At 25.3% G+C, this 22,877-nt stretch carries 18 protein-coding genes; 2 read left to right on the top strand and 16 right to left on the bottom strand.

All coding sequences use genetic code 11. From position 1 onward, the window contains the following. Positions 1–64: 64 nt before the first annotated feature. The 13 genes from yaaA to IC218_RS04130 all read right to left on the bottom strand — a co-directional run bounded on the left by yaaA (position 65) and on the right by IC218_RS04130 (position 13,286). Positions 65–808, bottom strand: coding sequence for a peroxide stress protein YaaA (gene yaaA / locus IC218_RS04190; protein WP_227823866.1), 744 nt, complete (start codon positions 806–808; stop codon positions 65–67). Between the two features lie 15 nt (positions 809–823). Next, positions 824–1,282 (bottom strand): thioredoxin-dependent thiol peroxidase, encoded by a 459-nt coding sequence (gene bcp, locus IC218_RS04185; protein WP_227823865.1) that lies wholly within the window; start codon positions 1,280–1,282, stop codon positions 824–826. Between the two features lie 257 nt (positions 1,283–1,539). Next, positions 1,540–3,237 (bottom strand): adenine deaminase, encoded by a 1,698-nt coding sequence (ade, locus tag IC218_RS04180; RefSeq protein WP_227823864.1) that lies wholly within the window; start codon positions 3,235–3,237, stop codon positions 1,540–1,542. A 294-nt stretch (positions 3,238–3,531) separates the two neighbouring features. Next, a complete protein-coding gene (locus IC218_RS04175; RefSeq protein WP_227483118.1) occupies positions 3,532–4,686 on the bottom strand; it encodes a putative manganese transporter in 1,155 nt (384 codons plus the stop codon). Positions 4,687–4,956: 270 nt separating this feature from the next. Continuing rightward, positions 4,957–5,796 (bottom strand): 4-hydroxy-3-methylbut-2-enyl diphosphate reductase, encoded by an 840-nt coding sequence (locus IC218_RS04170; protein ID WP_227436045.1) that lies wholly within the window; start codon positions 5,794–5,796, stop codon positions 4,957–4,959. Positions 5,797–5,808: 12 nt separating this feature from the next. Further along, the gene (locus IC218_RS04165; RefSeq protein WP_227823863.1) at positions 5,809–6,405 is read right to left on the bottom strand and encodes a lysophospholipid acyltransferase family protein; all 597 of its coding nucleotides are present in this window, start codon (positions 6,403–6,405) and stop codon (positions 5,809–5,811) included. A gap of 51 nt (positions 6,406–6,456) precedes the next feature. Then, positions 6,457–7,107 carry a (d)CMP kinase gene (gene cmk, locus IC218_RS04160; RefSeq protein ID WP_227436041.1) on the bottom strand — a complete coding sequence of 217 codons (651 nt, stop codon included), beginning with the start codon at positions 7,105–7,107 and terminating at the stop codon, positions 6,457–6,459. A 48-nt stretch (positions 7,108–7,155) separates the two neighbouring features. Continuing rightward, the gene (locus tag IC218_RS04155; RefSeq protein ID WP_227483120.1) at positions 7,156–8,409 is read right to left on the bottom strand and encodes an NAD(P)/FAD-dependent oxidoreductase; all 1,254 of its coding nucleotides are present in this window, start codon (positions 8,407–8,409) and stop codon (positions 7,156–7,158) included. A gap of 24 nt (positions 8,410–8,433) precedes the next feature. Then, complete coding sequence (locus IC218_RS04150; RefSeq protein WP_227436028.1) at positions 8,434–9,075, bottom strand: histidine phosphatase family protein; 642 nt, start codon at positions 9,073–9,075, stop codon at positions 8,434–8,436. A 205-nt stretch (positions 9,076–9,280) separates the two neighbouring features. Continuing rightward, positions 9,281–9,700: a DUF1653 domain-containing protein gene (locus IC218_RS04145; RefSeq protein ID WP_227483122.1), complete on the bottom strand. Its 420-nt coding sequence runs from the start codon at positions 9,698–9,700 to the stop codon at positions 9,281–9,283. 383 nt (positions 9,701–10,083) lie between these two features. Beyond that, positions 10,084–10,425 (bottom strand): LytTR family transcriptional regulator DNA-binding domain-containing protein, encoded by a 342-nt coding sequence (locus IC218_RS04140; protein ID WP_227436024.1) that lies wholly within the window; start codon positions 10,423–10,425, stop codon positions 10,084–10,086. A 1,284-nt stretch (positions 10,426–11,709) separates the two neighbouring features. Further along, a complete protein-coding gene (locus tag IC218_RS04135; protein WP_227483123.1) occupies positions 11,710–12,378 on the bottom strand; it encodes a histidine kinase in 669 nt (222 codons plus the stop codon). A 530-nt stretch (positions 12,379–12,908) separates the two neighbouring features. Next, on the bottom strand, positions 12,909–13,286 hold the full coding sequence (locus IC218_RS04130; RefSeq protein WP_227436021.1) for a BlaI/MecI/CopY family transcriptional regulator: 378 nt from the start codon (positions 13,284–13,286) through the stop codon (positions 12,909–12,911). 649 nt (positions 13,287–13,935) lie between these two features. Here IC218_RS04130 and IC218_RS04125 point away from each other — a divergent pair. Further along, on the top strand, positions 13,936–14,409 hold the full coding sequence (locus IC218_RS04125) for a DUF2798 domain-containing protein (RefSeq protein WP_227436019.1): 474 nt from the start codon (positions 13,936–13,938) through the stop codon (positions 14,407–14,409). An 866-nt stretch (positions 14,410–15,275) separates the two neighbouring features. On the opposite strand, the gene IC218_RS04120 is transcribed toward IC218_RS04125, so the two are convergent. Together IC218_RS04120 and IC218_RS04115 are read right to left on the bottom strand one after the other, a co-directional pair. Beyond that, positions 15,276–17,675: a cell wall-binding repeat-containing protein gene (locus IC218_RS04120; protein WP_227823862.1), complete on the bottom strand. Its 2,400-nt coding sequence runs from the start codon at positions 17,673–17,675 to the stop codon at positions 15,276–15,278. A 653-nt stretch (positions 17,676–18,328) separates the two neighbouring features. Next, the gene (locus tag IC218_RS04115; protein ID WP_227823861.1) at positions 18,329–19,540 is read right to left on the bottom strand and encodes a diaminopimelate decarboxylase family protein; all 1,212 of its coding nucleotides are present in this window, start codon (positions 19,538–19,540) and stop codon (positions 18,329–18,331) included. 677 nt (positions 19,541–20,217) lie between these two features. Here IC218_RS04115 and IC218_RS04110 point away from each other — a divergent pair. Continuing rightward, entirely contained in the window at positions 20,218–20,820 is a 603-nt protein-coding gene (locus tag IC218_RS04110) for a flavodoxin family protein (protein WP_227483126.1), read from the top strand. An 87-nt stretch (positions 20,821–20,907) separates the two neighbouring features. Here the strand turns inward: IC218_RS04110 and IC218_RS04105 are convergent, their stop codons facing one another. Further along, positions 20,908–22,653: a cell wall-binding repeat-containing protein gene (locus IC218_RS04105; RefSeq protein WP_227823860.1), complete on the bottom strand. Its 1,746-nt coding sequence runs from the start codon at positions 22,651–22,653 to the stop codon at positions 20,908–20,910. Positions 22,654–22,877: the final 224 nt, after the last annotated feature.

Below are 22,877 nucleotides of genomic sequence, written 5' to 3'. Positions count from 1 at the left end.
CAATACTCAGTAATTATATTTTACCTAAATTTAACAATTCAATTTAAAGTCTATATAAAAATATCTACTCTTTTACAAACACATACTCCTTATTATTAGATAAATCTTCTTGATATTTATACCCTTCTAAGTTAAACTTTTTTAAGTCGTTAATATCTTCTATTTTATTTTTAACAATATATTTTACCATCATTCCTCTAGCTTTCTTTGCTTGTGTAGATTCGACTTTTAACATATTATTTTTATTTATTTTAAAATTACATGTTACATATGTATGATTGTCATCAATAAATTTTTCCACAGTTTTGCTGTATTCACTTGATGCAAGATTGACAATAGCTGTATTTTCTTTGTTTAATTCGTTATATATACTGTCTCCCCAATATTCATATAAATTTTTAAATTCTCTTATCTGTAACTTTGTCTGCATTTCTAATCTGTATTCATATATACTATCATAGGGTTTTACGACCCCATACAATCCACTTATGATTCTAATACAACTATTTGCAAATTCCTCATCTTGCTTTGTAAAATTCTCTGCTTCTATATTTTTATATTGTATTCCAGCATAAGTTAAGATTGCAGGAGTACCTAAACTGTCAAATTTAAAATTATCAAATCTACTCTTGTTTAATATAGCTAATTTTTCGTTGATTTTCATTTTACTTTTGAAATCCTCTACACTAAAGGTTTTTATATTCTTTGATATTTCTTTTGCTTTTTCTATGAAACAGGGCAAGCTTAAATCTCTATCAAATTCTTGTACATTCTTCATATTTTTAGCTGGTGATAACATTATAATCATAAATTTCTACTACTCCTATTTTTCCAAATATTCAAGAATCTCTTGTGCATTTGTATCTGGTTTTGCTTTTTCAAAAACTTTTTCAATAATTCCACTTTCATCTACAATATAAGTTGCACGAACAACTCCTAAAGCAGTTTTCCCATACATTTTTTTCTCTTTCCACACATCAAAAGCCTTAATAGTAGTTAAATCTGGGTCAGAAAGTAAAATAAAAGGAAGCTCATGCTTTTCTGCAAATTTTTGATGTGATTTAATACTATCTTTACTTATCCCAATAACTGGTATATCATTATTTTTAAATCCTTCATATGCGTTCCTAAATGCACATGCCTGACGTGTGCATCCTGGTGTATTATCTTTAGGATAAAAATATATTACCACTTTTTTCCCCTTAAAATCAGACATACTGACTTTATTTCCATCTTTATCTTCTAATGTAAATTCTGGTGCTTTTGTACCTATACTTAACATAAATATCTCTCCTTTTGTTTTTAATCAATAATTTATACTATATTTATATTACTACCCTATATTTCTATATATAAATAAAATATTTTACTTTTTATATAGAAAACTTCATGAATATGTAAATCTTATATACTGAAAATTTCAAGCTTTATTTGATTAGAACATTTAAACTGGAATTTATGTTAAGTAATTAAAATAAGCAGGATTTAATTTATGTATTAAATCCTGCCTATTTATTTTTATTCTTCTAATACTCTAATCTATATAAATTTAAATTCTTCTACATCAAACAGACCTAAATCAGTAAGTCTTATTTTTGGAATAACAGGAAGAGCCATAAATGAGAGTGTAATAAAAGGGTCTACATACTTTGGAACTCCCATTTTTCTTGCTATTTTTAACATATTATCAGTTGTTTCTTGCACTTCATCTGCTGGAAGAGTACTAATTAATCCAGCTACTTTAAGACTTAAGTGAGCAAGTACTTTTCCATTTGATACAATTACATAGCCACCCTGTATATCTCTCAAGTAATTTACTGCAACTATAATATCATCATCATTATCTCCTGCAACTATGATATTATGTGAATCATGAGCTACAGTAGTTGCTATTGCTCCATTTTTTATGCCAAACCCTTTTAATGGTGCAACTGATATGTTTCCAGTCATTCTGTGTCTCTCAACAACACAAAGCTTTGAATATTCTTCATTTGGATTGAAATATCCATTTTTGTTTGGTATAGATTCAAATAATTTATTTGTCAGAATTTGATATGGTACAATTTCCATTACATAATTTTTTTCATTTGACTTTAATTGTATTTTTTCTCTATCAACGTCTTTAAATTTGACTGTATTAAGTAAATCTTTATCCTTAATTTCATAATTATAATCAGAAAAAACTCCCTCATCTATCAATTTACCATCTTTATAAACACTACCTACCTCCATGTTTTCTAAATTGTTTAAAACAACAATATCCGCTTTATATCCAGCACCTATTGCTCCAATTCTATTTAGACCATATGCTCTTGCTGAATTGTAAGTTGCAATTTTAATAGCTTTAATTGGCTCCATACCCAAATCGATTGCACACTTTATATTCCATCTTATATGACCTTGTTTTTCTATATCATCCAAATGTTTATCATCTGTACAAAACATAAATTCTTCAATTGGTAAGTTGTGTTTCAATAATCCCTTTATTATGGCTTCTAAGTTTTTTGCTGCACTTCCTTCTCTTATAAAAATTTTTAAACCTGCTCTTAATTTTTCATACACTTCATTAAAAGTTATACATTCATGGTCATTTTTTATTCCTGCACATACATATGCTTGAAGTGACTTCCCACTTATATTTGGTGCATGTCCATCTGCAATTTTATCTTTAAAAGCCTCTAATTTATCTAAAATTTCCTCTTCCGCAGATATAACATCATTAAAACACATTACCTCTCCTAATCCTAAGATTCTAGGATTATTTATGTAAGCATCCATATCTTTTGCACTAAAAGTTCCTATTCCATTAGTTTCAAATCTTGTTGCAGGGACAGATGATGGTAGCATAATATATACATTTAAGGGTATTTCTTTTGTTGATTCTAGTAAAAAGTCTATTGCACTTGCTCCTTTTACATTGACTAGTTCATGAGGGTCAGCTATAACAGTTGTTGTACCTGACTTTAGTAATTTTTTTGATAATTCAATTGGCATTACCATTGTAGATTCAATATGCATATGTGCATCAATAAAACCAGGTGATAAGTATTTACCACTACAATCAATCTCTATTTTACCACTATATTCGCCGATTCCAACAATTGTATCATCTACTATTGCTACATCTCCTACTATTAATTCTTCTGTGAATACATTTATAATTGTTCCATTTTTAAGTACAATATCAGCTTTATCTCTTCCACTTGCAACATCACACTTTTTTTTCAAATTGCTCATTTTTACAACTCCTCTTAAATTTTTTATATCAATATACTTGTTGTATCATATATTATAGTTTGATTTATTAATATATATTATATATGAGTTTCAATAAAAAGTATTGATTGAAATTTATTCCATAGCTTATTAAATTAAACAAAAATAACATAAGAAACAATAATATTATTTCTCATGTTATTTATAAATATTTTAATTATATTAAATTTTATTTTTTATATTTTTAATACTTGTTACTATATCCATAGTATAGATTTATGTATTTTTATCATTTATATTAAAATCTACTTTCAATTAACCTAAAAAAGCATAAACTATAATTCCTACGATTATAGCTGGTATAGTAGTAATAATCATAGCCCATAAGGAAGATTTTTTATCCATTGCTAAAAGCGGAAAAAGTGCATCTCCATCTTGAGATATGGAATTAGCTATTACTGCACCAAGTGGTATAGTTCCTTTCAAGTAAAATGACATAAGTACAATTTGTATACCGCACCCTGGAATAAGCCCAAGACCTGCACCTATAAATACACTAATTACACCTGTTGATAAAACTAAATTAACTAAGTATTCATCTCCACCTAAAACCAATATTATCAAATCGTAAATAAGATATGCAATAAAAATCCATGTAATAACAAATGAAATTTCACCTACAGAATGTATAAGCATTTCTCTTAGGGAAATTTTCTTATTTTCTTCCTCTTTTTGATTAGAATTTTTAAATACCTTTTTAAAACACCACATATAAACTATTGAGAATAGTATTCCTATAACTGCTATTGCTTCTTCTAGTGAATGTAATTTTTCAATAATAGGAAGATTTATTCCAGAATGAGCAAGAGACATAAATATAAAACCTATTAATACAATTCCTATATAAATTTTGTACCCTTTACCATGTGTTATTATAAATGCAAGTCTATTTGTATTTCCATGAGATTTAGCTAAATTATCCAAAATTATATCATCATGATTATGCGATTCTTCATTATCTTTATGGTAATTTTTATCTGTATTATGTTTTTCTGATTTTCCATATTTATTTAATTTCAATTTTTCTTCTAACTTAAAATAATCTACTAGTTGTCCTGTTATTACTCCTGTAATTGTACTAACTATAGTCACAAAAAAATACATTTTAATATTTGATGAAATAAGTATAAATGCAGCATCTCCCATACTTGCTATTAAGCTTGCAATGATTGCTCCAAAGCTTAGTTTTCCACTTATATATAATGGCATTATTGCCAAACTCCCACCACAACCTGGTATAGCTCCTATCAAAGCTCCTATTAAAGGTTGATATTTTCTATTTTTTGATATAATATTAGTAAAATTACCACTAGTTTTATAGTTTATATATCCAAATAGCAAAATAAAAAATCCAATCATAGAACCCACATGTAAAAATGCTTCTTCAGAAGCAGATATTAACATTTCCATTAATTTACCTCCTATATTAATTTCGCAATAATTATATTATATTTCATTTATTATTGATAATCAATATCATTATATCTTTTAAATTTCTAATATTAAAAAGTGCATATCTTATATTGTTAATTTCTTGCATATTAAGATACACACTTTCTGATATTAGGTTATCTAGTTGCCATATGTAATTTTATATTATAATATAAAATTACATATAGATATTACAACAAATTTTATATATTATACCGACATTACACATTTTTTCATCGTTTACTATATTTATAAATTTTCAATAAATGTTATTACTTCCTCTATTATCCAATCTGGTGTAGATGCTCCTGCTGTCACTCCTAAAGTTTTATACTTCTTAAGCATATTTACATCCAATTCGTCTTTAGTTTCTATTGCAAAAGTTGGAACTAAATCTTCACAAACTTTTACTAACTTTTGAGTATTAGAGCTGTGTTTTCCACCTATAACTATCATACAATCAACTTCTCCTGCTAATGCTTTAGCTGCTTCTTGTCTAGTTTTTGTGGCTGAACAGATTGTATCATTAAATACTATATTTTCTAGTTTATCAGCTAATTTATTAACTATATTTGAATATAAATCTGGATTTATTGTTGTCTGTGCAACAACACAATATTGTTTTGAATTATCAAATTCCATATTCTCCATTTGCTCTACAGCTTTTATTATTATTGCTGAGTTTTCGCACCATCCATTTATACCTATCACTTCTGGATGTTTCATATCTCCAATAACTATTATTTCATAACCCTTATTATGATACTCACTCACTACTGTATGTATTTTCTTTACAAATGGACATGTAGTATCTACAATTTTAAGTTTTTTATTTTTAGCTTCTTTGTATACTTTCTCAGGAACTCCATGAGATCTTATTATCATATTTTCATAATCTGGTATTATATCGATTTCATCTACAGTTTTAAGACCTTTTTGTTCATATCTTGCTACTGCTTGCTTGTTATGAATAAGAGGTCCTAAAGCATATATTCCAGAATCATTTTTCTCTACTTCATCCCATGCCATTTTCATTGCTCTCTTTACTCCAAAGCAAAATCCTGCATTTTTTGCTATTTTAACATTCACAAAATCCCCCCCTTATTTTGAATATTTAAAGTAATTCTGTTTTATTATTTCTAAAACTTCTTGCGACATTCTTTCATGGTCATCATTACTTAACTTTGCTTTAAAATGTTCTTCAAATGATATTGGCTCTCCAAAGTACACAATTACTTTACTAAAAGGTTTATACTTAGATATTATCGATACTGGTACAACCTTAGATTTACTCTTTATTGTAAATAGAGAAAGACCTGCCTTAGCTTTGCCAAAGTTGTCTCCTTTAATTCTTGTTCCTTCTGGAAATATTCCTAATATATAACCATCTCTAATTGACCTTAAAATAGTTTTTATAGTGGATACATCTGGCTTTTCTCTATTTATAGGCATAACATGCAATTTTTTTAATATAAAACCTAGTGGCTTCACTTTAAATAATTCTTGTTTTGCAATAGCTGCTATCTCTCTATTCTTTATAGCTGCAGCTAAAAATACAGGGTCAAGATTTGATTTATGATTTGAAGCCACCACTATATTTCCTCTGTCTGGTATATTTTCGGCACCTATAACTTCATATTTAAAAAACACTTTAGAAAAACATCTAAAAATATTTATTGCAAATCTATAAAAATTCACGTTTATCTCCCTTCAATACTACATTATATTTTCATTTTAGATACATTGAGCTTAAAAACTTATCTTAGATACAACTTCTTGTACAACCTGATCTATAGTCTTTCCTGTTGTATCTATTTCTAGTGCATCCTCAGCTTTTACTAGTGGTGCAAATTCTCTATTTGAATCAATTTCATCTCTCTTTACTATATCCTCAATTACTTCTTTTAAAGTAGTATTATATCCTTTATTGCAAAGTTCTTTATAACGTCTACTTCCTCTTTCTTCTGGTGTAGCTACTAAAAAGAATTTATAATCTGCATTTGGAAAAACATATGAACCTATATCTCTACCATCTAATATTACTGAACTTTTTGTTCCAATTTTTCGTTGAACTTCAACCATCAACTTTCTTACTTCTTTTATCTTAGCTACATTGGAAACATTATTGCTTACTTCTATTGTTCTTATTTCATTATTTATAATTTTTTGGTCTAAGTATATGTTATTATTTTCAAAATCTATATCTGAATTTTTAGCTATTTTAATAACCTCTTTTTCATTATTAACATCAATATTATTTTTTAAACACTTATAAGTAACAGCTCTATACATAGCACCTGTATCTATATAATTTATATTTAGTTTTTCTGATACTATCTTAGCTATTGTACTTTTACCAGCCCCTGCTGGTCCATCCACAGCTATAATCAAATTACTCATATCTACACCTCTATTTTATTTATATTTAATAATCGACTTATCAAAAACTTATACACTAATCCCTGCAAGATATCCAGTTGAAAATGCTATTTGTAAATTATATCCACCAGTTTCTGCATCTACATCTATCACCTCACCTGTAAAAAATAAATCCTTTATTAACTTAGACTCCATTGTAGAAGAATTAATTTCTTTAACTGAAATACCACCAGAAGTAACCATTCCAGTGTTTATCCCTGTAGTTCCATTACAAGTTAGTTTCATATTTTTTATATACTCAATAATTTTAATCTCATCAGCCTTAGATAAATCATTTGCTTTTTTATCACTTAAAGATAATATAGAAAGAATTTCTTTTAAGAAGTTTTGAGGTAATATGTGTTTAAGATTATTTAAGATATTTTTATTTGGAAATTCTCTAATTATATTAGAAATTTCATTGACATCTAAGTTTGGTAAAAAATCTATATTTAATTCTATCTTATCTTTTTCAATAATCTTGTTGATATAAGAAGAGATTATAAGTACACAAGGACCTGTTATCCCAAAATGTGCAAATAACATGTCTCCTGATTTTGATATTTTCTTTTTCTTAATCTTACAAGATATTTCTACATTTCTCATAGATATTCCTTGCAAAGCTTTAATCCATTTTTCTTCTATTGTAAGTGGCGCTAAAGCAGGATATAGTTTATTTAATGTATGTCCATGATTTTGAAGAACCTTATACATTGAACCATCTGAACCTGTTTTTGAATAACTAACTCCTCCAGTTGATATAATGACTTTATCTCCTAATATCTTATCTCCATTATCTAAAATGACACCTTTTATTGAATAATTTGCTTTATTATTGTTATGGTCACCTTGTTCAGTAATTTCTTCAGTTATAATATCCACAACTTTTTTATTATACATTATCTTTACATTATGATTAATTAAGTCCTTATTTAATAATTCTATTACTTCTATAGACTTATCATTCTTAGTATAGACCTTGTGGTCATTTTCTTCTTCAATCTTATATTCTAAATTTTTACTTTCAAAGTACGATATAAGATTTTTATTTGTAAATGTATAAAAGCTACTGTATAGAAATTTTTTATTGTTCACAACCTTATCAAAAAAATCTTCTATCTCTCTATTGTTGGTAAAGTTACATCTGCCTCCACCAGTTGCTCTTAACTTTCTCCCTAACTCTCCATTTCTTTCAATCAATATTACTTCATTATTATTTTTCGAAGCTGACAAGGCTGCCATCATGCCAGATGGACCTCCACCAACCACTATAACTTTACTCATAAACTTCTCCTTATAATTTGATACTTACTCAAGTGCAGAATTATTTATTTTTACATGATTTTTTATATGACTTGTATCATTCATCTTTATTACTACTGGACCATAATCTTTAAACTCTACTATATTTAAAGCAGTATTATCTTGCTTAATTCTGTATATATTTTCCATACCTGACTCTAAGAATGATAGTAACATAACCCTCAATGTAATTGAATGTGTAACAAGAACTATATTTTTATCATTGTATTTTTCATTTAATTCCTTTATAAAAGTATCAACTCTTTCTTTTATAATTTTAAGAGTTTCTCCTTCTGGTATATTTACTAAATGTGGCTCATTTCTCCATGTTGAATATATATCTGAATAGTCTTTTTGAATTTCTTTTATTAAAAGACCTTCCCAAACTCCAAATCCCATTTCTCTAAGTGCTTCAGTTTTTTGTACTTCAATATTGAGCTTATCACCTAAAATTTGAGCTGTTTGCATTGCTCTTCCTAAATCACTACTAAAAATATAATCAATCGAATACTTACCAATGTCTTCAGAAAGTTCTCTTGCTTGTTCTATCCCTTGTGGTGTAAGGTCAGAGTTACCATGACCTTGTGTTTTTCCTAATAAGTTCCAGTCTGTTTGTCCATGTCTTACTATATAAAAAGTATTTCCCATATTTCCTCCTAATATATCTGTCTATTTTTTATTAAATATAAATTGTCACTTCTCAAACTTTAATTATACCATATAATAGTTTACTATGTTTCTATTTTATAACTTAATCTAATATATCCTTCTTAGCTCATACTATTTATATTTACCACAATTTATTATATAATAACAGGTTTTTTCTCAACTTATAAAAAATAATCATCATATTTTATTTATAAAATTCTTCAAATCTATATTCTTGAATTGGATTAAAATACCTATCTCTATCTACTTTTGATAAAAACATATCTAATGGCCTTGCAAATATCCCTGTATCATCATATAGAGTTTTATATAAAACCAAATTATTATTATCTTTTTCTTTTTTATGATAAAAACTTCCATTCATGTCTATATATATATAAATATTTTCATCTAGCTCAGTATGCTTAACATCTAGCTTATACCTAATTTTGTTTTTAGTTGAACCTTTTTCATTGTATGTTTCACAGATTTTTTCTATATCATTATTATCAATGGCTTTGCTCAATCCCATTGTAGCATAATATTTTCCTTTAAAATGCTTATAAATACAAGGACATTTTAATTTTCTTTCATCAATGTTTAGACTATTTTTTGGTTTATCCATTTTACTATCCTCTCCTATATGTATTTTTTAAAAAATATGCTTTATCTTATTATTTTTTATTTTAAAATAAATTTACAAACTAAGTTATTTAAACTTTTTCAAAATACAGCAATTTTTAATATTCAAATTATATATTATAATTTGTCTAATATTTTTACACATCATATAATATATTTAGTTGTTTATGAATTTAATTTTTATTTATATAAATATATTCTACTTTTCTTATTATGTAGTTATATAAAATCATGTAGTTATATAAAACTTATCCTATATTTTATTTATTAAAAGCAATACTTGTCTTATATTTTATCATAATTTAAAGTTTATTAATAATACAATAAAATAAATAAAGAGGCTGTATAAAATACAGCCTCTCAAAGTTAATATTTATAATCATATAATTTTTCTAACTTCTTTTCTAATTTCTTTTTTCTATCTAAACCTAAAACTCTTATAAAATTATTTCCTACAAAAATACAATTATTGCTGAGATAAAATTCACACTTATCTAAATTTACAATATAACTGTTACTGCATTTGAAAAAATTTTCTTCTTTCAGTAGTTTTCTTACACTAGAAGAATTTTCTCCAATATAATAAGTTCCATTTTCTGTATAAATTTTTGATTCATACTCTTGCTTTTCTATGTACAAAATTTCTTTAATGTTAATTGAAAAACGTTTATCTTCGTATTCAATATTAATAAAACATTCCTCTTTCATTACCATCCCTCCAAGTATTCTTATTAATTTAATTTTAGTGTTTTTTATCAATATAATCTATCGGAAATATATGTAAGATTAGTCTATTTGAGATATTTATAAAGTTATTTTTGATACTGACCTACAGACTCTTTTTTTAACATTAATTTTTAAAGTTAAAATAGCTTATTATAAATAACATCAGTAATTATAAATACATATTTCTTTAATAAAATAACTTTTCAATAAAATTGTGTAAAATTATACATATAAAAGTAAATATTGACTTTTATATGTATAATTTAAAAAATTAAGATTTAATTATGAATTTGTTAAAATAATTTTATACTTCTTAATTATCAATTAAAATCTCAATAGACATATTATAAATATATATGTATATTTATGTATTTCTTTTTTGATATTCTGTTACTCCCTCAAGTTATATCTAAGCAAATTTAATAATATAATCTTTTTACTATAAAAACTTGATAAAAGTGTTCCCATATATTTTACACATACATTTCATTTTTTCAAAAAAACAATGAAGTTCATATTTGTAAATTTTTTTAATTTCTGTTGAAAGAATTCGAACATTTGCTTGTTCTGAACTAGAAGCAAATGGAAAATGTAAAACACCTTGCAGAGTAACTGGAGTCTGTTCAGAGTGTTTTTCACTTGAGTACATGTGTTGCAATATAGTTGTTACACATATGTCTAGATATAAAAAACGCATAAAAGTGATTTTGGTTGATACATAGCTAGGATGTTAATATTACATTTTTTTATATTTACTAATATCTCTCCTTACAAAATAGGCATTTCTTGAAGTTATTAAAAAATCTATAAGTAATTTTACAAATGTTACATGGTATAGTTATAGACATAAAAAAACAGTCTATATGTTAAAATAAACTGCTCTATAAACTAAAACTTGATATTTTTTTAAATTGAATCTATCTAATTATATCTATAGGTTCGTAATAACAAGCAATCCTAAAAATCCTATCGTAAGAATTGTTCCAATCAAAGCTAATGCATTAATAATCGTTTTTATTCTGAATAACTTGTTTTAATTTATTTGCAAATCTGCAGAATATGTTGCTACTATCAGTTCTTCTACCATACAACTTGAGAATACATTTATGTAATCTTACTTATGTCACTAATACGCTCATTTTAGAAAGTCTTAGCATAATCAACTTTATCTACTTCACCAGATAATTCAATTTTCAATCTTTTAAAACAAATAAGCTATAATATATCAATTAGAAATATATACTAAGCTATTTTTATATGTATTAATTAATTTATTATATTATCTTTTTTCTCTTTAATTTTAAGTATTATACGTATTAATGCAAATATTGAGATATTGGATAATATCAATAGTAAAACTATTGCTAGAAAGACAACTCTTCTTTCAGGAGAAATCTTTATAAGATTAATAATATAATCGTAAAGTATAAAAAATGATAATAAATTTGCTATCATTGGAACACATATATACAATTCTTTTTTACTAATTTTAAAATTAGTACAAGAAATTTTATAAATGTACAATAATATAATTAAAATCAATTTGCCAAAAAAGATAGCTTCATACCTGTATAAATTTCCACTAAGTAAAATATTCATATTATCTAAATTGTTCATTGAAACTACTAATAGCATACTCAATGCATTTATACCTATTAACACCATCCAATAAAAAAACAAAACCACTAAACATTTATATATATTGACCTTATAATTAGACTTATAAAAAATAAAAGTTATAAGAATACATATCCATATTCTATCATTAGCTCCTACATTTATATAAAAAGAACCGATAATAAGAAAAATAGAAAATAAGAAAGATATATTTAGTTTCATTAAATTAGTTTTTACTTTACTTGTATAATCAAAAACTTTCTTGCATGCCCATATCTCTATAATAGAAGAAACAATTGTTATAAACGTGTCTAACATAATAACTCCCCAAAAATAATTAATTTATATCTTCACAATAAAATATACCATTAAAAATACATACTAATTATAACATAAAATGGCACTTAAATTTGATATTATCACTTAATGATTTTAATAATAGTATAAAATCAACTAACGAAATATTAACCACTAAATTGTTAACATTACAATTAGAAAATATAAAAATTATTTCCTCATTTTATTTTAATTATGCTCAAAAATATAAGTTGACTCTAAGAACAATTAGAAACAATTAAGGAAGTTTGATATGATTAAATAAAATAACGGCTTGAATTAAGGAAAAGTAATGAATTAAAAAATTATTTTTAAAGCTAAAAGCATGGAGAACTAAAATAGGTGGTATCATTTAACTTGATACCACTTACTTTAATTATTAATAGGTATTTTATTGAATTTACGCCTATTAATCATCAATTTATAAATAGTTGGTAACTTATTAAATAATACCAATATAGATTTTTGTATATATCTATCTATTAAAAACTTAAACATATAAATACATATATTTATTCATCCTTTAAATTTTTAAAATGATTTTCAAATAAATCTAATGCATCTTTGTCAATCACTTCATCTTCATGTAATGCTGAAAGTAAACTTTGTAAAGAATTATCATGTATATTACTTAAAAAATCTTTTGTCTCAACATTCAAATATTCTTTGTGACCAACAACTATCGTATAATGAGTATATCTATCTATTTTTTCTGCATTCAAGAAATGCTTTTTAACAAGTCTTGATAAAAGTGTCAATGTTGTTGTTTGTTTCCATCCATATTTTTGTTCCATAGCTTCAATAGTTTCTTTTGATGTTACTGTATCATTTTTCTCCCAAATAAACTTCATAACTTTTAACTCTGCTTGTGGTATTTTTGAAATTGTCATAGCCTTACGCCCCTCTCAAACTTTTATTAAATTAATACTATCGCAATATAGTTTTTAAGTCAAAGATTTTGTCGATAATAATATTTTCCAATTTTTTCCATAATTTATTTCTTGCTATAATTCTATAACAAATTACATAAGTAATGATTATTCTACATAATAAATTTAAGTACATAAATAAGATATAGATTATCAAAGAAATAAAAATTTAAATTTTCTTATTGATTCATATATTAGAGACCATATATATCATAGACATGTTTATATTTCCTATTTTTGTAGAGAAATGATTTCAAAAAACTAAAAGTGTATTTGTATTTAATTTTTTGGAATATTCTTCTTAAGATTACTTTAGATTTCAATAATATGTCTATTTTTAAGTTAAAGTTTTTTTAAATCTTTGATTTATTCTATCTTATTTTAGACAATATAAAATAGTAATTTTCATAAACTGTAACTTAATTTATAATAACTCTTCTAATTACTTATCCTCTTAAAATCATACCCTATATTTAAATTTAATTTTTCATTATATCGAAATAATTTTCAATTAAATAAAAAAATGAAAAATAAAAAAAATTACTTACACTAAAATTTTTCTTAATGTATAATCCTAATATAAATAAATTAAATTGGGAGGTAAATAAGTATGCCACAAAATAAAAAAGAAAGTTTGATATTCACAGTGCTTATGTGTGCTTTTATGGTATTTTTTATGAGTATCTATAATATCTCTTTACATGAAGGTCTTTCATCAGAAACTGTAAAAAATGCTTGGATGGGGTTTCCGCTAGCCTATGTAGTAGGTATGATTTTTGATTGGTTTATTGTTTCTAAAATTGCTAAAAAAATTGCATTTTGCATTGTAAATCCACAAAGTAAACAAATTGCAAAGGCCATTGTTATATCAAGTTGTATGGTATGTGGAATGGTTATATGTATGTCTTTATTTGGAGCCATTGAATCAGTTGGTTTCTCTAGCACAACCTTATTTGTATGGGCTGTTAATATACTCAACAACTTTATCATTGCATTGCCGTTGCAACTACTAATTGCAGGCCCTTTAGTGAGATTTGTTTTTAGGAGATTATTTCCTGAAGGAACAATTGTAGACTGTTTATAATTCACAAAACTACATAAAACTTTATACTATAAGTATGTTTATCCTAAAGCAAACTACTACACTATACAATAATTTTTAATTACTGGCAAAATAAATTTATTACCAAATTTATTTTGCCAGCAAATTTATTCTTAATCGTATTTTAGATTTATGAAATACTATTCAAATTCATTTAATTTATTTACATCTAATTTTTCATCTTTTCTATTTATTAAAACTGAAATTAAAATCTTAAGTTAAATTTTATGTATGTTCTTTATAAATCTTTTTATTTCAAATTTTTGATATTTCTTTTGCTAATATTTTATAAAATTTACATTTATCTCTTTTTTAACCATAAAAAGATATTATTTTATAGATAATTTATTAATATAATTTCTGTTCTTAATAATTGTTCTAGTAATATTTCTTATTTTTCACATTCTCTTCAAGGTCACTCATTCCAATGTATTTTTTACTTTGTATAATCAAGTGAAGATTTTATTATATAGTAGATTTCCAGTACTTCTATACTTCCACCCTTCTAAAAATAAAGTATACTTATCATAATCGATCAGTACTAGTTAATCAATAATATAGGAGGATGTTGTATGATCAAATTAAATACTTTTATGAATGTTTTAATAGGTACTTTCAATAATTCTGAACAACATGAGGGATTACAAAATAGATGAATCAAATGGAAAAACAAACTTTGTATATAATTATATGTAAAAGAAAATAATAAGTTTTTATAAGCAAACAGGTATGTGTTCAAGCAATAGTATATGCCTATTTTGATTTGATGAATATAGAATAAAAGGTATTGAATTTATAGTAAAAACAAAACAGAAGGTAACAACTAATTATAGTTGCTACCCTCTAATCTACTTAACTATTTTTTCTATTTCCTCAAAAGCTTTCTCATTTCCATTCCCACCAATTTGAGTTATATTTTTAAATTTCTTATTCTTAATTAACTCTTTTTGACTATTATCTAATCCACTTCCAACTAAGACTACTGGAGATTCAGTTTTACCTGCAAGTACTCCTACTGATAAAGCATCTACTAAATCATCTTGTTTATTCATTCCATTCTTAGCTACATATAAGTCATTAAGTATCTCTTTGCTATAGAAATGATTTATTACTTTTGAATTAGTTTCTGTTCTATCAGAACCCGCTATTTTAGTTACAGATGGTAATGTATTACTCACTTCTTTAGTATTAAATAAAGATTCTCCACCTATTACATATGACTTTGATATGTCTTTATTAGCTATTAAGTCTTTTATATCTTTCATATCATCATTTTGATTGGTAAGAAGAATTGGCATTTCCTCTTTTGCTGATATAGCTCCCATGCTTACTGCATCAGCTAGTCCTTTTTCTCCATTAACCACTACCACTTTTGACAACTTGGAGTTTTTATCTAATTCTTTTGCAAGTTTTATTGATGTTTCGTATCTATCATTTCCAGATATCCTAATTACATTTAATCCCTTTGTCTTTAAATCAGATACTACTTTTTCACCTACAGACTTTAATCCACCTACTATATACACATTTTTTACTTCTAATCTATTTATTTCTTTTTCTGTTAACTTATTTAAGTTATTATTTTGAGTAAGTAGTATTGGTGCATCTTTTGACTTAGCAAATGGTGTTGCTGATAAAGCATCTGATATACTAGAATCATTTATTAATACTATATTATCAGCTTTTCTCCAACCTTTTTGGCTTATCTTCACAGAGGTATCATTTCTATCTGTACCTGTTATTTTTTCCTTAGATAGTATTGTATTAAAGTCCTCTTTACTTGAAGTTCCACCAGAAGAACCACTTGAGCCCGTTGATTCTTTTTTATAAGTTGCTATAAAGTCAATACTATCATTAAAAACTAATCTACTTACCTGTTCTGATGTATATACTTTTTCATCTTTGTTATTTCTCCAACCACTGAATTCATAGTTTTCTCTTTGAGGATTAGCTTGAATTTCATTCATACTTGAATTGTCTAATATCTCTTTTTCATTAATTATACTCCCATCATAATCTATATATCTAATTCTACATTTTACTAATTTATCTACTGATATATTTACGTCCATATATTGTGTGTCATCTACTGGACCATACTTATATTGCAAACTATAATTTACATTACTTGGAAAATCAGAAGCATTCTTCCATGTTAAAAGACCAGTTGATGTGTCATAATTTCGTGGATATAATTCTTTTAATTTTAAATTTTCTTTTCCTATGTCCACAACTATGTTTTCACCTATTTTTATAATACTTTTTTCTATATATTGGCTACTACACTCTAGTGAATTTAATTCTTTATTTTTACTGATATCTATTTTAGTTAAACTATTATTACCACAAAGTAAAGAACGTAAATTTATATTTGTAGACACATTTAAATCTTGTAATTTATTCTTAGCACACCCTAAGTACTCAAGATTTACAAGCCCTTTTATGTTTAATTCTCTTAGATTATTACCTGAACAGCTTAAATTTTTTAAAATAACATTATTACTTAAGTTGAGAGATTCAAGTTTATTGTTAGTACAATTTAAAGATTGTAATTTTGGATTATGGCTTAAATCTATACTTTTTAAATTGTTATTAAGAAATTGCAAACTTTCTAAATTTTTATTATTACTTAAATTTATTTCTGTTAATTCATTACTCGTAAAAAATAAACTTACCAAGTTTTTATTATTTTTAAGGTCTAAACTGGTTAATTTATTTGCATCACAATTTAATTCATTAATAAGACTATTATTTTTTAAATCTATATTTAATATCTTATTTCCACTAATGTCTATATACTTTAATTTTATATTTTCACTTAAATCTATATTTTCTAAATTGTTTGAACTACAATCAAGTTTTTCTAGACTTTTAAAATTTTCTATTCCATCTAAGTTATCTATTTTTTTTGGATTAGGAACATCTGGATTTTTATGTAAATTTAATTCTAAACAATTCTCAATTTTATTTAAATCGCTTTTATATATCTTGTAATTATCTTTTGATGCAATTTCATTTGTTGTTGGATCGTTTCTGTTTTCCAATACCATTTCTACAATATCTCTTCTAAAAGAATCATCTGGAAAACTACTTGTTATATCTAATTCATTCATATTCTTTCTATTATTATATTGAATATCACTATCAATACCTAAATCTAATGCATTTGCTACAAAACCAGCTTTACTCATTATCAATATTAGACTAGAAACTATTAATAATGATTTTACATATTTCTTAAAACTCATAATATACCCCCATATATTAATAATAGTATTATCTAAATAGTATCATATTTATAGCCTTAAATAAACATCAAGGTCACCTTAAATATAATATCTATATTGAAATAAAATAAAAGAATATTTTTGTTTATAAAAATTTAGTACAATAAATTTATTAAAAAACATATAGGATATTAAGACAAGGACATTAACCTGTATTTTTCTTTTACAAAGTTTCTGCTTTGTACATTGTTGACTATAGGTCATCATCATATATTGAAGTGAATTTTTCTCATATAGCCTTACTTGTTTCTTTGAATTTTGTTCCAAATTCCTCCCCCATAACATACATATTTTCTGTTTGATATGGTTTATAATCTTTTACAATTACTACCACATGGCTTTCCTTTAATCTTTTATAATATAATTCTATTATCTTTGCTAATAGTTTATCTTCTCCACAATAAACTATTATTGAAATAGTAACTCCTTAAAATAAATAAAGTATAAAGAGTTATTACTAATCCCTATATACCTTATACTTATAGCTTTAGTATTAAATTTTATAATTTTTAAGCAAATGATGCATACTTTAAATCAATTTTAAAAGTTATTAAATAATTAAAAAAGTCATTATAAACTTAAAATCATATTTATTATATATATTTAGATCCTAACTAATCAATCCATTCATCTTTTCTTCTATAGTATTGTTTAGGAAATTCATAGCTTGAAAACATTACTGGAGATAGAGAATATGAGTAACTACCTGCATTATTAATTGAAATCACATCTCCTATAACTGCCTTTTTTAATTTAACATTATTAGCTAACACATCTAATGATGTACAAAGATTTCCAACTATTGTTACATATTCTTCTTCTTCTGAACTACTTAATACTGAAAAATAAAATGCATGATTTGATGTATATAATGGTTCTTGCCCTTCTAATTCTACACCACAAGTTACTTTCTCAATTAAATTAGAAATAATAGGTCTCATAAATCCATTAAGACCATTTCTTACAACAAGATACTTTATCCCTCTTGATACCTTAATATCGACAATTTTAGTATAGTAATTACCTGATGTGCAAACTACAAAACGACCTGATTCAATAAAGAGTCTAGCCTTTAATGTATTTGCATTAGTAGAAACAATCTTTTCAGTTAATATTGAAAGCTTTTTAAGATTAACTGGACTTTCTTTAAGATTGTCATATACTACTCCAATACCACTACCAAAATTTATAAATTCAATATTTATATGTTCACTTTTATTTAAATTTAGTGCTATGAGAAAACATTTTTCATAATAACATCCTAACTTTTCAAAATCTAACACTTGAGATTTAATATGTATATGAATTCCAACCACAGATATATAGTTACAAAGATTTAGTATTTTAAAAACATTATCTATATCTTCTATATCAATACCAAACTTGCTTGATATAGAGCTATCATCATCCATAGTAAAAGCAGGATTTATTCTTATGCCTATTTTAATTTTTTTATTTTGTTTTTCTGATATTTTATTTATAAGTTCTATTTCTGTTATACTATCTGCAATAATTATACACTTATCTAAAACAGCTTCTAGCTCCTCTTCTAGCTTTCCTGGTGCAGAATAGTAAATATTATCTCTATCCACTCCACATTCTTTTGAAATCAATACTTCTTTCATGGATGCTGCATCTGTTCCAAACCCTTGTTTAGCAATGCTTTTTACAATTTTATTATATGGATTTGTTTTGATGGAATATAAAAAATCAAAACCTAAAATACTATTTTTTAACTCCATACACCTTTCGATTATATTAATCTCATCATATATATAACATGGTGCATGTTCTTTTATAAAACTATATTCTTGATTTAAATACATATTTTATACCTCCAAAGTTATAGATGATTTTATTAATTAAGTTCCTATACTGTTTATAATATATTTTACTATAGATTGGTATAGTTAACTATATACATATGCTTAAAGTATGCATTTCAAGTATTTTATATAGTAAACATTCAATAGTAATATTTATAAGTTTTTATGCCATAAATTCATCTATCTAATAAAAAAATATAACTTAAAATTATTATATTGAATATATTTTATATCCAATCTTAATTGTTTTTGCCTAATTTTTTGAATGATTTATTTCAACTTTATTACAGATTAAAAAAGTGTATTGTTGTTAATGTATTCTCGTAGTATCCTAAATTTATATGAAACTTTAAAATTGTGAGGTTATATATGAAATTTTTAATGGTCTTTTTAGCATATTTTTTAATGTATATTTTACTGGTACGTATTGGAAAAAGAATTAATAAGATATATCCATACAAAAATCATATTTTTACATGGATGATTTTAATTTTATTAGCATTCTACATAGTTACTAATATTGCTAGTTTTCTAAAATCACTTCTTTAGGCTGTTGGTTTTAAACTACTAAATGAAATGAAACTCATTTTATAGAATATATATTTAAAAAGTTTTTATAAAATTTAAATATTACTATATCATTAAACATTATTTTAAAATAATATGGAGGTGTTAATATGAAAGTATGTATTCTTATGGGAAGCCCTAAGAAAAATGGTAATACTGCTTCTATTTTAGAACCATTTATAGAAGAACTAGAAAACTATAATGCAAATCTTGAAATGTTATGGTTGTATGATTATCAAATAGAACCTTGTATTGCCTGTAAAAAATGTCAAGAAAATTTATCTTCTTTTGGATGTTGTCGTCAAGATGATGTTCATAAAATTTTCAAAAAGGTTCTTATGTGTGATTTAATTATTCTTGCAACTCCAATTTATTCTTGGTATTGCACTTCTCCAATGAAAGCATTGCTCGATAGATTGGTATATGGTATGAATAAATACTATGGTGATGAAAAAGGACCAGCACTATGGTCAGGAAAATCAGTAGCACTTATTACAACTTGTGGATATAGACCTGAAAAAGGAGCTGATATCTGGGAAGATGGTATAAAGCGTTATTGCAAACATTCACAGTTAAAATATATAGGAATGCTTGTTGAACGTGATTTAGGTAAGCCTAATTTTATGGATACAGAAAAAGAAGAACATTCTCGTCAATTTGCAAAACAAATTTATGATATTTTAGAGAATTCATTTAAAGCAGATAACTGTTAAGTACATAATGCTACATGGAAAGTATTGGTAATATAAATAGAGCTTATAATAATTTTAAAATTATATAAGCTCTATTTTTATATGTTTTTATTCTCCAATTGATATATTATTTATGCCACTGTTTTTAACTTCGACAATTGGTTGTCCATTTCCTAAGATATAATCTTTAGACCAACCTTCTGGTAATTTATTCAGACCATTTCCAATCAACTTCAAGTGTAAATTTGATGGTTCTTTTTTCAAGTTTAATTTGAATATGCCATCAAAGGTATCTTTGCTGTCCTTTCCAAACAAACTTATATTGCCACTTATATTTGTAGCTGTTACATTTACAATTCCATTGTTTCCTCTAAACTTTATCTCAGATGATATAGTTTCGGCTGTTACACCTGAAATCCCACTATTAGTATTTATATTAAAAGGATATGTTACACTTTTGTCGATAACTTTCGCAATTCCATCATTGACATCAACTGTAGCTCCCCCCTTAATATTATAAAGTTCTACTGAGCCTCGTTCAACATCTACTTTAAAATTAGAATACACTTTATCTGGAATTCCAATCTTTATTACATTTACTCTCTTATCTTTATTTGCATTTATCATATTATCGCCATTCATATCTTGCAAGGGACCATCTTTCTTCTCTATTGTTTTCTTAGCACTTACAACCAACTTTCCATTTTTTCCATTATTAGAAGCAGTCTCTTCATTCACAGAAAAAGTACAATTTTTTTCATTAGTTACACTTACATAATCAAACTCAAATTTATCAGTATTCGTCTTTTCAACAACTACACCTAAATTATCAGTTTCTATATATACTTCAGAAACTTCATTTCCTTCAATTGAAGTTAAGTGTTTTACAATATTTGGAGTTATATTCATATTATTATATTCCACCATATCTAAACATTGTTTATATATATTGGCATCAATTCCTCCAACTTTTGTTATACTTTTAGCTCCTTTTAAAATACTTTTATTACTTCCATCAGCAACTAAAACAATTGGCTTTTCTTTTGCTAGAGGAGATAGTGTTAATGCATCTACTAATTGATATCCTCTTGTTATGTAAAAGTCAGTTGATTCATTATAAAACTTTTCTATTACTTTTTTATTGGTTTCAAATCTATCATTTCCACCAACTCTAGTTGCATTAGTCTCCCTTACCAAATCCTCATTTATTGCAGATTTGCCACCTATAGCATAAATATTTAATCCTTCAATCTTAAATGGAATTGATTTACCATCTGTAAGTATTATAGCTCCTTTGTTTTTTGCAGCTACAGGTGCTATGCTCATAGCATCAGCCTCTCCTACAAACCCATTTGTCAACATGACATCTTTTACCTTACTAACTTCATTTATTTTTTTTGCTACATTGTAACTAGTTTCAATTCTATTATTTCCACTTATCCTTTCTACTTCAATACCTTTTCTTTTTATATCTTTTTCCACGGAACTTTCAATAGTATTATAACCACCAATTATGTACACTTTTTTTACAACGTTCAAATTCTTGTTATCTAGTCTATTTGAAGTGGCCTTTGGTATTTCATCCTTTTTAGTCAAAAGTATTGGCGCGTTAATAGCCCCAGCTAGTCCACTTGATGAAAGTCCATCAGATAAATTTTTATCTCCATTAACCAATATTACAGTGTCATAAGTCTGCCTATCTGCTATAAGCCCTGCTGTTTCATATCTATCAGTTCCTATTATAGAATCTTCTTTGATTTGTGCACTTGCAGTTAAACTATTAAAAAGAATTAGAGTCAAAGCCAAAGTTGATATACCTATTTTTTTACTGAATTTTTTGAACTTTTTATTCATAATTCCTAATATTTCCCCCTTATTATAATTAATTATTTTTTTAATTTTTATAAATTTACCTCTTTACTTACAAATTATAGCATAATTTTATAATTAAATATCTATTCACCTAAAATTATTTAATATAAAAAAGCTGTATTTCTATTTATTAATTACTTGACTATTAATTAATAAATAGAAATACAGCTTAAAATGTTCGACTTTTTACCAAAGTTATTTAATCC

Origin of the sequence: Clostridioides sp. ES-S-0005-03, from assembly GCF_020658455.1 — a bacterium.
Classification (GTDB): Bacteria; Bacillota; Clostridia; order Peptostreptococcales; family Peptostreptococcaceae; genus Clostridioides.
Note: the sequence above shows the minus strand (reverse complement) of the source record. Positions and strands in the feature narration are given on the sequence as shown.

Excerpts from the sequence above, each read along its gene's own strand:
- yaaA (WP_227823866.1), bottom strand. The coding sequence starts at position 808 with ATGATTATAATGTTATCACCAGCTAAAAATATGAAGAATGTACAAGAA.
- IC218_RS04175 (WP_227483118.1), bottom strand. The coding sequence starts at position 4,686 with ATGGAAATGTTAATATCTGCTTCTGAAGAAGCATTTTTACATGTGGGT.
- bcp (WP_227823865.1), bottom strand. The coding sequence starts at position 1,282 with ATGTTAAGTATAGGTACAAAAGCACCAGAATTTACATTAGAAGATAAA.
- IC218_RS04135 (WP_227483123.1), bottom strand. The coding sequence starts at position 12,378 with ATGTTAGACACGTTTATAACAATTGTTTCTTCTATTATAGAGATATGG.
- IC218_RS04130 (WP_227436021.1), bottom strand. The coding sequence starts at position 13,286 with ATGACAATTTCAAAAATACCACAAGCAGAGTTAAAAGTTATGAAGTTT.
- IC218_RS04155 (WP_227483120.1), bottom strand. The coding sequence starts at position 8,409 with ATGAGTAAAGTTATAGTGGTTGGTGGAGGTCCATCTGGCATGATGGCA.
- IC218_RS04120 (WP_227823862.1), bottom strand. The coding sequence starts at position 17,675 with ATGAGTTTTAAGAAATATGTAAAATCATTATTAATAGTTTCTAGTCTA.
- cmk (WP_227436041.1), bottom strand. The coding sequence starts at position 7,107 with ATGAGTAATTTGATTATAGCTGTGGATGGACCAGCAGGGGCTGGTAAA.
- IC218_RS04125 (WP_227436019.1), top strand. The coding sequence starts at position 13,936 with ATGCCACAAAATAAAAAAGAAAGTTTGATATTCACAGTGCTTATGTGT.
- IC218_RS04115 (WP_227823861.1), bottom strand. The coding sequence starts at position 19,540 with ATGTATTTAAATCAAGAATATAGTTTTATAAAAGAACATGCACCATGT.
- IC218_RS04150 (WP_227436028.1), bottom strand. The coding sequence starts at position 9,075 with ATGGGAAATACTTTTTATATAGTAAGACATGGACAAACAGACTGGAAC.
- ade (WP_227823864.1), bottom strand. The coding sequence starts at position 3,237 with ATGAGCAATTTGAAAAAAAAGTGTGATGTTGCAAGTGGAAGAGATAAA.
- IC218_RS04105 (WP_227823860.1), bottom strand. The coding sequence starts at position 22,653 with ATGAATAAAAAGTTCAAAAAATTCAGTAAAAAAATAGGTATATCAACT.
- IC218_RS04145 (WP_227483122.1), bottom strand. The coding sequence starts at position 9,700 with ATGGATAAACCAAAAAATAGTCTAAACATTGATGAAAGAAAATTAAAA.
- IC218_RS04140 (WP_227436024.1), bottom strand. The coding sequence starts at position 10,425 with ATGAAAGAGGAATGTTTTATTAATATTGAATACGAAGATAAACGTTTT.
- IC218_RS04110 (WP_227483126.1), top strand. The coding sequence starts at position 20,218 with ATGAAAGTATGTATTCTTATGGGAAGCCCTAAGAAAAATGGTAATACT.